The organism is Salinicoccus luteus DSM 17002 (assembly GCF_000712035.1).
GTDB classification, from domain to species: domain Bacteria; phylum Bacillota; class Bacilli; order Staphylococcales; family Salinicoccaceae; genus Salinicoccus; species Salinicoccus luteus.
Genome location: NZ_KL544008.1, coordinates 290,259 through 300,136 on the forward strand (window position 1 = coordinate 290,259; position 9,878 = coordinate 300,136).

13 protein-coding genes and 1 pseudogene are annotated in these 9,878 nt (G+C 49.8%); 7 read left to right on the forward strand and 7 right to left on the reverse strand.

The window, feature by feature from the left end; translation table 11 throughout:
* Positions 1–50 precede the first annotated feature (50 nt).
* Positions 51–782, forward strand: coding sequence for a hypothetical protein (locus BO53_RS0111295; protein ID WP_031548265.1), 732 nt, complete (start codon positions 51–53; stop codon positions 780–782).
* Positions 783–830: 48 nt separating this feature from the next.
* Here the strand turns inward: BO53_RS0111295 and BO53_RS13480 are convergent, their stop codons facing one another.
* From BO53_RS13480 to BO53_RS0111310, 3 genes are all read right to left on the reverse strand, one after another.
* Positions 831–1,100 (reverse strand): hypothetical protein, encoded by a 270-nt coding sequence (locus BO53_RS13480; RefSeq protein WP_037342189.1) that lies wholly within the window; start codon positions 1,098–1,100, stop codon positions 831–833.
* Positions 1,101–1,221: 121 nt separating this feature from the next.
* The gene (locus tag BO53_RS0111305; protein WP_031548267.1) at positions 1,222–1,404 is read right to left on the reverse strand and encodes a CsbD family protein; all 183 of its coding nucleotides are present in this window, start codon (positions 1,402–1,404) and stop codon (positions 1,222–1,224) included.
* 77 nt (positions 1,405–1,481) lie between these two features.
* Positions 1,482–1,676, reverse strand: a complete 195-nt coding sequence (locus tag BO53_RS0111310) for a hypothetical protein (RefSeq protein WP_031548269.1) — start codon at positions 1,674–1,676, stop codon at positions 1,482–1,484.
* Between the two features lie 91 nt (positions 1,677–1,767).
* Between BO53_RS0111310 and BO53_RS0111315 the strand changes: the two genes are divergently transcribed.
* Positions 1,768–2,211, forward strand: a complete 444-nt coding sequence (locus tag BO53_RS0111315) for a hypothetical protein (RefSeq protein WP_031548271.1) — start codon at positions 1,768–1,770, stop codon at positions 2,209–2,211.
* Positions 2,212–2,247: 36 nt separating this feature from the next.
* On the opposite strand, the gene BO53_RS0111320 is transcribed toward BO53_RS0111315, so the two are convergent.
* Positions 2,248–2,487 (reverse strand): hypothetical protein, encoded by a 240-nt coding sequence (locus tag BO53_RS0111320; protein ID WP_031548273.1) that lies wholly within the window; start codon positions 2,485–2,487, stop codon positions 2,248–2,250.
* A gap of 150 nt (positions 2,488–2,637) precedes the next feature.
* On the opposite strand from BO53_RS0111320, the gene BO53_RS0111325 reads away from it, so the two are divergent.
* Positions 2,638–3,150: a type 1 glutamine amidotransferase domain-containing protein gene (locus BO53_RS0111325; RefSeq protein WP_031548275.1), complete on the forward strand. Its 513-nt coding sequence runs from the start codon at positions 2,638–2,640 to the stop codon at positions 3,148–3,150.
* A gap of 185 nt (positions 3,151–3,335) precedes the next feature.
* Here the strand turns inward: BO53_RS0111325 and BO53_RS0111330 are convergent, their stop codons facing one another.
* Together BO53_RS0111330 and BO53_RS0111335 are read right to left on the reverse strand one after the other, a co-directional pair.
* Positions 3,336–4,085: an immunoglobulin-like domain-containing protein gene (locus BO53_RS0111330; RefSeq protein WP_031548277.1), complete on the reverse strand. Its 750-nt coding sequence runs from the start codon at positions 4,083–4,085 to the stop codon at positions 3,336–3,338.
* A gap of 5 nt (positions 4,086–4,090) precedes the next feature.
* Positions 4,091–4,501 (reverse strand): RrF2 family transcriptional regulator, encoded by a 411-nt coding sequence (locus tag BO53_RS0111335; protein WP_031548279.1) that lies wholly within the window; start codon positions 4,499–4,501, stop codon positions 4,091–4,093.
* Positions 4,502–4,685: 184 nt separating this feature from the next.
* Between BO53_RS0111335 and BO53_RS0111340 the strand changes: the two genes are divergently transcribed.
* The 4 genes and pseudogenes from BO53_RS0111340 to BO53_RS13485 all read left to right on the forward strand — a co-directional run bounded on the left by BO53_RS0111340 (position 4,686) and on the right by BO53_RS13485 (position 8,526).
* On the forward strand, positions 4,686–5,822 hold the full coding sequence (locus tag BO53_RS0111340) for a globin domain-containing protein (protein ID WP_031548281.1): 1,137 nt from the start codon (positions 4,686–4,688) through the stop codon (positions 5,820–5,822).
* A 153-nt stretch (positions 5,823–5,975) separates the two neighbouring features.
* Positions 5,976–6,377, forward strand: coding sequence for a hypothetical protein (locus tag BO53_RS0111345; protein WP_031548283.1), 402 nt, complete (start codon positions 5,976–5,978; stop codon positions 6,375–6,377).
* Between the two features lie 94 nt (positions 6,378–6,471).
* Positions 6,472–7,428, forward strand: a complete 957-nt coding sequence (locus BO53_RS0111350; protein WP_031548286.1) for a calcium/sodium antiporter — start codon at positions 6,472–6,474, stop codon at positions 7,426–7,428.
* A 135-nt stretch (positions 7,429–7,563) separates the two neighbouring features.
* A pseudogene (locus BO53_RS13485) lies at positions 7,564–8,526 on the forward strand (calcium/sodium antiporter).
* Between the two features lie 313 nt (positions 8,527–8,839).
* Here BO53_RS13485 and folD read toward each other — a convergent pair.
* Entirely contained in the window at positions 8,840–9,691 is an 852-nt protein-coding gene (folD, locus tag BO53_RS0111360; RefSeq protein ID WP_031548287.1) for a bifunctional methylenetetrahydrofolate dehydrogenase/methenyltetrahydrofolate cyclohydrolase FolD, read from the reverse strand.
* Positions 9,692–9,878: the final 187 nt, after the last annotated feature.

The window sequence follows — 9,878 nt, forward strand, 5'->3', positions numbered from 1 at the left end:
AGTTCGTTATATTACGGGAAATCATCCGAAAGATGAGGGAGACGACCAAATTGAGACCGATATTCCTATTATTCGCGGTTGTGCTGCTGACAGCCTGTGGCACTGGTGCGAAGCAAAGTATCGACTTAGAGGATTTCAATACTGAGAGATCGAAAGTACACATGATTACACATAAGAGCATCCAGCTGGATGCCTCTATCAAATATACGGATCAAATCACCACTCTGGATGCAGATGACTATCCGAAACATGCTGTCGAAAACACGAGTCGGGAAGAAGTGGACGCAGCCGACGTGGACTACTCCGGAGAGGAATCTTTGCAGATAGACAAGGTGGCCCGGAAGGCGGAAGACATCCAGCAGGAAGTCTCGGGAATATGGAGGGAGACGTTCACACCGATGTATAATCAGTTCCTATGGCACGGGATTGACAACGATACGCTGGCAGCCAACCTTGAAGAGATGCATAAGTCCTATGGAGAACTGGAAATGCAGGTCGACAGTCTGAAGACGCCGGCATTCCTGGCACCGGAGCATGAAGTGGTGCTTGAACAGATGAAAGCGGATTTGTACTTGGCCATCTCAAACCGCACATTGGCACTGATCGAGTTCAAGCTGATGAACCAGAATGAAGACTATGCGATGAATGAAACGATGCTCGACATCCATCTAAAGAACAGCAGCAAGTATCTATCCAGCGCATCCCAATCGCTCAGTCAGCTGGAGACGCTGGCAGCGGACGCCGGAGGAACCGATGATGAACTGGTTGTAGCAGATGAATAGCCGATAAAAAAAGGTGGATTCCATTTTTGGAACCCACCATTTTTTGCATTATTGGTTCTGGCGATCGCCATCGTTGCCCTTGTCGTTCTGATTATCACCGGCACGTGTCGTCGTATCTTTATCTGTCATCTCACGGCCTGTGTTGCTTTCTTCAGTGTTCGGCTCGGCGTTGTCATCACCGCCGCCGAATCGGTCGACGACCTGGTCACCCTTTTCTTTGACGTTGTCCCATTTATCTTTGACATCGCCATTGCCGTCTTTAATATTATTTACCGCGTCTTTTGCTTTATCAAATAATCCTTTTTTCTCTTCAGCCATAATCAACATCTCCTTTGCGTTAATTCTTATACTATATGTCTACCTATGTATACAAGGTTCTAAACATATATTGACGAATCCATTGAAAAAGCACCGTCCAATTGGACGGTGCCGGGGGATGCTATTTTTTGTCGTTGAAGGCATCGGTTGCCTTGTCTTTTACGTCGTTCGCAGCGTCCTTGACTTTACCTTCAGTCTCCTGACGCTTGCCTTCTTCCTTCGTCTTGTCATCATTCATCATGTCGCCGGCAGCTTTCTTTGCCTTGCCCATGAGTTTGTCTTTTTTGCTAGTATCATCAGCCATCAATAAAACACCTCTTCATATGAATTGTAGTTTTGCTTTCCACAGATCGATTCCCGCTTCATGGGGAGGCTAAACATCTAACGGTTTCCGGAATCGTAGCGGTTGTCGTGGAAGACGCTCTTGTCCGTCTCTTCGTCCACGTAGAATTCCTTGCGCTTTTTATTTATATCGGAAAGGACGTCCTCCATGGAGTCGTCTTCGGAATTGCGTTGTCCAAGTTTTTCGTCGGATGATTCTTCGAACATTTTATCCGTCTCGTCCTTTTTGAACATGTGCAACATCTCCCTTCCTTTTTATTTCACTACCCGCCGTGAAATGGAGTGAAACATTACCCTTTTGGGTAGAGTGGGGTGAGGTGATGACATGTATGCGATAAATGGCAAATTCAATCGGACATTCCGGGATTTCGGAATATACCGGCGGCTCGGCATTGTGAGTGTGACGACGACCCGCTTTAGGGAAAGTGTCATGGGTCTCGGGCCGGGAGACCTGTTTGCACTGTACAGCACACGACAGGGCTGGCTTGGCGTCGGGAGGGTGGTGGATCCGGCCGTGCCCTTCCAGGATTTCAGGATGCATCAGGGCGGCCGGCTGATCGACCAGGATGCGTATCCCTTCAAGGAGATACAGCGCATCAACCCCCATTTCGGCAAAGAGGAGTATGTACTGCGCGTGGAATGGCTTGCCATCGTGGATACGGTGGAGGCGGGGAAGCAGATCGGCGGATTCGATTCCGATGACCCGGTCGCGTTGCTTGATGGCAAAACGGAAGCGGAAGTCCTCAGGGCATTCGACCTCTCTATATGAAAAAAGCCCTCTCGGTTTCGAGAGGGCTCTTAAGGTCTAGTGGACTTCCTGTTCTAGCAGTAATCTGCCTTCATCCGTCAGTTCGATGTTGCTGTAGTAGAAGTCATAGTCGAACGGCGTCAGTGTGATGAGGCCTTTCTGCTCCATCAGCTTCATATGAAAGTCCACAGTGCGGATATCATATTCCGCCATGCTCGTGTTCGGATACTCGAACAGTTCGTGCTGAACATTATATAGTATCTTGTATTCCAGATTTCTATCGTATGAATACTGCATATGATCACTCCTGCCAGAATAGTATAGGAACGTTTGTTCTGTTTGTCAATGATGGCTTTTTATATTTGATGAATATGAATCGATGTTTAAAAACCTGCGTAATGTGGAACAATATGTAGTGTAACGATATTCTAGAAGGAGTGATTGATTTTGGCTAAGAAAGTCGCAGTAATCATGACCAACATGGTAGAAGATGTAGAATATACAAGCCCGGTCGAGGCACTTCAGAATGAAGGACACGAGGTGGAAGTCATCGCACCTGAAGCTGGGGAAATAGAAGGTAAGCAGGGTGGCAAGTTCCAGGCGGACAAAAGCATTTCCGATGTGAGTCCGGAAGACTATGACGCAATCCTGGTGCCCGGCGGATTCTCCCCAGACTTGTTGCGTGCAGATGAGGAAGGCCGTTTCGGCAAGTTCGCAAAACACTTCCTGCAGGAGGACAAACCGACCTTCGCAATCTGTCACGGCCCACAAGTCCTCATTGATACCGACCTGTTGAAGGATCGCAACATTACTTCCTTCATTTCAGTAAGAAAAGACTTGGAGAATGCAGGTGCAAAAGTGCATGATAAATCTGTTGTGGTCTGCAGCAACCTCGTATCCAGCCGTAAGCCGGATGACCTGGAAGACTTCAACCGTGAAATTACAGCACAACTTGCCTAAATAGAGATATATATGGAGGCAATTGATTTATAATATTTACAGCAGGTCCAGTCCCACCAGGGATTGGGCCATTTTTTATGGACAGGGACCCTCCAACTGGCGTTCACCGGAACGATGAGTTTCAGGGGATGGCCAAAACACCGAAAAAAGCCGCCCCCTCAGTTTGAGGAGCGGCCCAATTCCAACTATTCGACTGTTATCGTACGTGCTTTGGCATGGGGATCGCCGAAATGGTCGAATACCGCGTAGGCAATCGTGTATTTCCCCGGCGTTTCGGTATCGACTTCGCCTGAAATATAGGTGCGGTGGGTGATATCACTGCCATCCACATCGATGATTGCGACATCCTCCTTGGGGTCGAACGTGTCGCCTTGGGAAATCGTTATATCCTCCAGTCCGAGGAATGTAATGGCTGAACTGCTGGCAGCCTCATCTTCGGATTCCCCGGAGTCTCCAGCAAGCTCTTCCTCGGTCGGCGGAATCATCGGTATCGGATCGCTTGCGGCATTCGATACTTCAATGACGCGCGTGTACTCGTAATAGCGGTTTTGGCTATCCTCGATCCGGTACGAGACGGTATAGCTGCCCGGACGGCTGGTGTTGACATTATTTTCGGTCACTTCGATGTTGTCGGTAATGTCCCCATCTTGGTTATCGATCGCATAGACACCGGCCAGGGGATCGAAACTGCTGCCGACTTGGACATTATACGCCTCCGTACCTTTAATAATCGGAGTGTTGCCGCTATGTGACGCGATTTCCTCTTCCATTGTCGGGCCGTTGTAATCGGCGTATTTGGAATTCGTATCGGATTCGGACTCTGCGCCTGTTTCAGAGATTTCCGCCTGTTCGAGCTCTTCATCCAGCAGCTCTCCTGTAATGGGCGCTACAGGCAGCAGTCCGGCCATGAATTTTACTATTGTACTTGTATTCATTATGGTCACCTCGGTATTGCTTTGGGGGTAATGTCCTGCAATGTGTATTTATCGAGCACTTCAAGGTACGCCTTGAGGGCATCATTCAGCACGAAGCGCAGCCCGCATACGGGCGTCAAAACGCATTCGTTGCCTTCCGAGAAACATTCGGCCATATGGAAGTTATCCTCCGTCTGGCGGACGACTTCGCCGATGTTGAGCGCTTCTGGTTTATAGTTTAGCATAATCCCTCCGCCACGACCACGTACAGTTTTGACATAGCCGAGCTTCGACAGATGGTGCACCACTTTCGTCAGGTGGTTCCTCGAAATATTATAGTAGCCTGCGATTTCATCTATCTGGACTTTTTCCTCTTCACGCATGCCGAGGTACATCAGCACCCGCAGAGAGTAGTCCGTATATAATGTCAGTTTCACTGGAATCATCTCCTTCACATAATTATACACGGATTCATTTCCGATATAAATAAAGTGCACCGAAACGCAACTATTCTGTGAACAAAATGTGAAATACAGCACAAAAACTTGAAAACCATTTCATATTAAACTATCATAAAGGTGTATTGTAAATATATCTTTTAATCAAAGGGGTTTTAAACATATGATTACTGAAGAGAAAAAAGAAGTCATCAAAGCGACGATTCCTGTACTGGAAGCACATGGAACCGAAATCACATCCACATTCTATCAAAATATGTTCAAGGCGCATCCAGAGCTCCTGAACATCTTCAACCAGACGAACCAGACGGTCGGCGACCAGCCGAAGGCGCTCGCGATGACGGTATTGGCAGCAGCGAAGCATATCGACAACCTCGATGCAATCGTGCCGCATGTTGTCGGCATTGCACATAAGCACCGTGCCCTCGAGATCAAACCGGAACACTATCCAATCGTCGGAAAGTATCTGCTCGAAGGCATCCAGGAGGTGCTTGGCGACCAGGCGACACCTGAAATCATCGATGCATGGGGAGACTACTACAACCAGATCGCCCAGGTGTTCATCGATGTTGAGCAGGATATGTACCAGGCCGCGGCATGGGACGGCTTCAGGCCATTCATCGTCAGGAAGAAGGAAGTCATGACACCTGAAATCGTCAGATTCACAGTGGATTCAGACGATGTGGACAAGACATTCACAGCCGGACAGTATATTACGGTGAAGGTGAAGCCTGCAGACTATCCTTATGAAGCACTCCGCCATTATTCCATCTGCTCCAACGATGCCAAAGACGGCATTACATTTGCGGTGAAACGTGAAGGCCTGGATGACAAGAAGGGTGTCGTATCCAACTATCTGCACAGTGGTATCGAAGAAGGCGATGCGCTCTTCCTTTCTGCACCGGCAGGCGACTTCAAAGTGGAAGCGGAGCATGACAGACTCCTCTTCATCGCCGGCGGTGTCGGTGCGACACCGGTCATGGCAATGGCTGAAGAGGCGATTTCAAAAGGCAAGGATGTCAAATTCGTCTACAGTGCAATCAATGAAAACTATCTGCCATTCAAGGACCAGTTTGAAAAACTGGAGGCGGATGGAGCAGAGATCAAAGTGAAGTATAGTGATACCGACGGCTACCTGAACCGTGAAGACTTCACAGGCAGTGATGACCGTGAAATCTACATTTGTGGTTCCATGCCGTTCATGAATACGATGATCGCCGAGCTCAACGCCATGGGCATCGATGATTCCCGCATCCATTTCGAGCCGTTCGGTCCGAAAATGAGCCTTCAGAAAGTATAATAGGCATCCAGCTGATTTTTCGAATATAGATGGTACACCCCTCCGCCCCAGATTGGAGAGGTGTATTTTTTTGTTTTGGAATGGTTTATATTATAATGATGGATGGGAAACGAATGATTTTCCGTACCAGCTTAAAAATCAGGAGGCTTCAAAATGGAAAGAAAATGGGGCATCAACTTCATCCGGGTGGCATCAGTATTCGGCCTGCTCGGTGTATTCATCGGGTCGCAGATGGCCGGGGAGATGGACTACAGCATCCGTCCGATCCACACACACGTACTGCTTGTGGGATGGCTGTCCATGTTTGCATGGGGCATATTCTACAGCGTCTACCGCATCAGAAATAAACTGCTCGTACATATCCACGGCATCACGGGCATGGTGGGTGCAGTGATGCTGACCAGCGGGATGTACTTCTATATGCTCAACCCGTTCGGATTCAATGAAACATTCACCATGATTTATTTCATCGTAGGCGGCAGCATCCTGCTCATCGCTTTCCTGCTCTTCCTCGTCATCACATTCCTTGTGGAGAAGGACCAGCAGGCCGGTTAGACTGCTCCTCTTTAAAAGGAGGAGTTTTTGTGTTTCATTTTGTTTTAAAGGGAATGTAGTATTAAAACCATATAGAGAAAGCGAGATGGAGTCCTTGGAATATATTCTTCTGGTAATCGGCTTTGTCCTGTTGATCAAAGGCGCAGACTACTTCGTAGAGGGCGCCTCGAATATCGCAGTCAAGCTCAATGTATCCCCGCTGCTGGTCGGTCTGACCATCGTCGCCCTCGGCACCAGTTCACCTGAGGCGACAGTGGCGATTCTGGCAGCGCTCGATGGCAGCCCGGGTGTCGTACTCGGTAATGTCATCGGCAGCAACATCGTGAACATCACGGTCGTCGTCGGCCTGACGGCGATGATTGCACCCCTTACAGTGCAGAGCGAAACCGTCCGCAAGGAAATCCCGTTTGCGATGCTTGCGGCTGTCGTGCTGATGATTCTTATGGCGGACGTGGCGCTGCAGGGGGCGGGAGCGAACATCATCAACCGTGGGGATGGCATCATCATCCTGCTGTTCTTCTTAGTCTTTCTGTATTATGTATTCGAAATGGCGCGGAAGAACCGCGCCAATGCGACCGAGAAGGTCGATGCGGATGCCGGGGAATCCTGGTTGAAGAACATACTCTTTACGGTCGGCGGCCTTATTGCGATCATATTCGGCGGGGACATGGTGGTCAACAGCGCCACTGAAATCGCCCTGACCCTCGGCATGAGCGAAGCGCTCGTCGGTCTGACAATCGTTGCGATCGGTACATCACTGCCTGAAATCATGACGTCGGTCACTGCAGCCCTCAAGGGCAAAGGCGACATGGCCATCGGCAACGTCGTCGGCAGCAACATCTTCAACATCTTCTTCGTCACCGGCACCGCCTCCACTGTGGCACCGATTGCTGCCGAATCCAAGCTGTTCTTCGACGGCTGGGTGATGGTGGCCCTGACCGTGCTGCTGCTGGTCTTCTCCCGGACCCATTTCAAGATCGGACGGAAGGAAGGAGCGGTACTCGTCATCGCCTACATCGCGTATCTGGTGTACATCATCATGAGGAACTAGGTGATGATGGTGCATATCATAAAAATACCCCCTGTTTTTCTCCTTCTCGGTGAAGAGAAGGAGTTATTATTTTATAATTAATAGGGAATGGAGTGGAGAAGTCAATCCATATTCCAGGAAAGAGAGATGAAGGTATTGGTTTATATTCTGCTCATCATAGGTTTTATACTGCTGATCAAAGGGGCGGACTACTTTGTTGAAGGCGCCTCGAACATCGCCTTCAGGCTGAATGTCTCCCCACTTCTGATCGGATTGACCATCGTGGCCTTCGGGACAAGTGCACCGGAAGCGACAGTGTCCATCGCAGGGGCGCTTGAAGGGAGCGCGGGCGTTGTGCTCGGCAACGTCATCGGCAGCAACATCGTCAACATTACGCTTGTACTCGGCATCACCGCACTCATCGCTCCAATTGCCGTAAAGAGTGAAACGGTGCGCAAGGAGATACCGTTCGCCCTGTTGGCCACCATCATACTGATGATACTGATGGCGGATGTGGTACTCCAGAATGCTGCGGAAAATATACTGGGTCTGGGCGATGGCCTGGTCATCCTGCTGATCTTCACCATATTTTTATACTATGTATTCGAAATCGCCATGAAGAACCGTGCGGAAGCGGAGGCTGAGGTGGATGTCGATTCCGATACCGGCGGGGCCTAGCCGAAGAATATAATGCTGACTGCCGGCGGCCTCGTTGCCATCGTATTCGGCGGCAGCATGGTCGTCGATGGTGCAATAGAAATCGCCCTGGCCCTCGGCATGAGCGAGACGCTTGTAGGCCTGACGATTGTTGCGGTCGGGACATCCCTCCCTGAAATCATAACCTCCATTACAGCGGCCCTGAAGAATCAGGGGGATATCGCTTTCGGCAATATTGTGGGGAGCAACATTTTCAACATCCTCTTCGTTGCCGGGGCCTCTTCTGTGATCGCCCCTCTGACCATCGAGTCCAAACTGTTCTTCGACGGCTGGGTGATGGTGGCCCTGACCGTACTGCTGCTGATCTTCTCCCGGACCCGTTTCAAGATCGGACGCAGAGAAGGGGCGGTCATGCTTGCCGCCTATCTCGCCTATCTCGTGTACATCATCATAAGGAACTAGGTGCCTGAACCCCAGATCAATTCATTAATCCTGGGTGGCTTGAATCATATACAGCAGAAAAATCAGAACACCCCGCCTGCCTCCATATATAGGCAGGGGGGTTTTTGCTATGAAGAAAAGGAGATGAACAAAAGATCACCAGTGGTGATGGGATACTCGTTTTCGGGGGCAGAGTTCATGTATAGGGATCATGGGAGCAAATAAAGAGGTCCAATTGCCACTCGTGGTTCCGGCCCGGCGACAATTGGCACGCCTCCCACGCACAAAAGCCCTGACGGCATATGCCGTCAGGGCTTTATTACATATAATAGGATTATTCGATGCCGTTGTGCCATTTGGCAGCGAGCAGTGTGTTGTTGAGCACCATTGTGATCGTCAGCGGGCCGACACCGCCTGGCACCGGCGTAATGTAGCTGGCGACTTCCTTGGCGGAATCGAAATCGACATCACCGACAAGCTTTTCGTCGACGACGGTGTTGCCGACGTCGATGACGATGGCGCCTTCTTTAAGGTGTGCGCCTGTCACAAGACCGGGTGCACCGACGGCGCTGACGATGACGTCATAGTCCTTCAGCTTGTCCGTCAGATCCTTTGTCCGGGAATGCATAAGGGTGACAGTGGCGTTCTCGTTGGTGAGCAGCTTGGCGACAGGCTGTCCGACGATGTGGGACCGGCCGATCACCGCAACGTCCTTCCCTTCGAGGGAGCCGGTATGCTTGAGCAGTTCCATGATGCCGAGCGGCGTACATGGTACGAAGGTGCGCTGGCCTGTATAGAGCCGGCCGATATTCACCGGATGGAAGCCGTCGACGTCCTTGTGCGGTGCAATCGCTTCGAGCACCTTCTCCTCGCTGACCTGTTCCGGGAGGGGGACCTGGACAAGGATGCCGTTGACTGCATCATCATTGTTCAGGCGGTCGATGGTACTGAGCACCTCTTCTTCAGATGTGTCCTCATCAAGGTGGACAATCTCCGATGTCATGCCGATTTTTTCGGCGGCTTTATTTTTTGAGCGGACATAGCTCAAAGAGGCACCATCGTTGCCGACGATCACAACCGTCAGGTTCGGGGTGATGCCTTTACTTTTTAATCTCTCAACTTCTTCGGCAAGGCCGGCGCGGTATTCCTTCGCGATTTCCCTGCCGTTCAAGAGTTCTGCTGTCATCTTAAAACGCCTCCTAAAAGATTTTCCTCCTCCATTATCCATGAGTTTATTGAAAATTTCCATATTCATTTTATGAATCTGCCTACTTCATCACATTTTCAGAATATTGTTTCAAACATGAACAATAACGTATATTAGCATGTATATGTAAGGTATTAATTAACAAAATGCATACAATAAGATATAA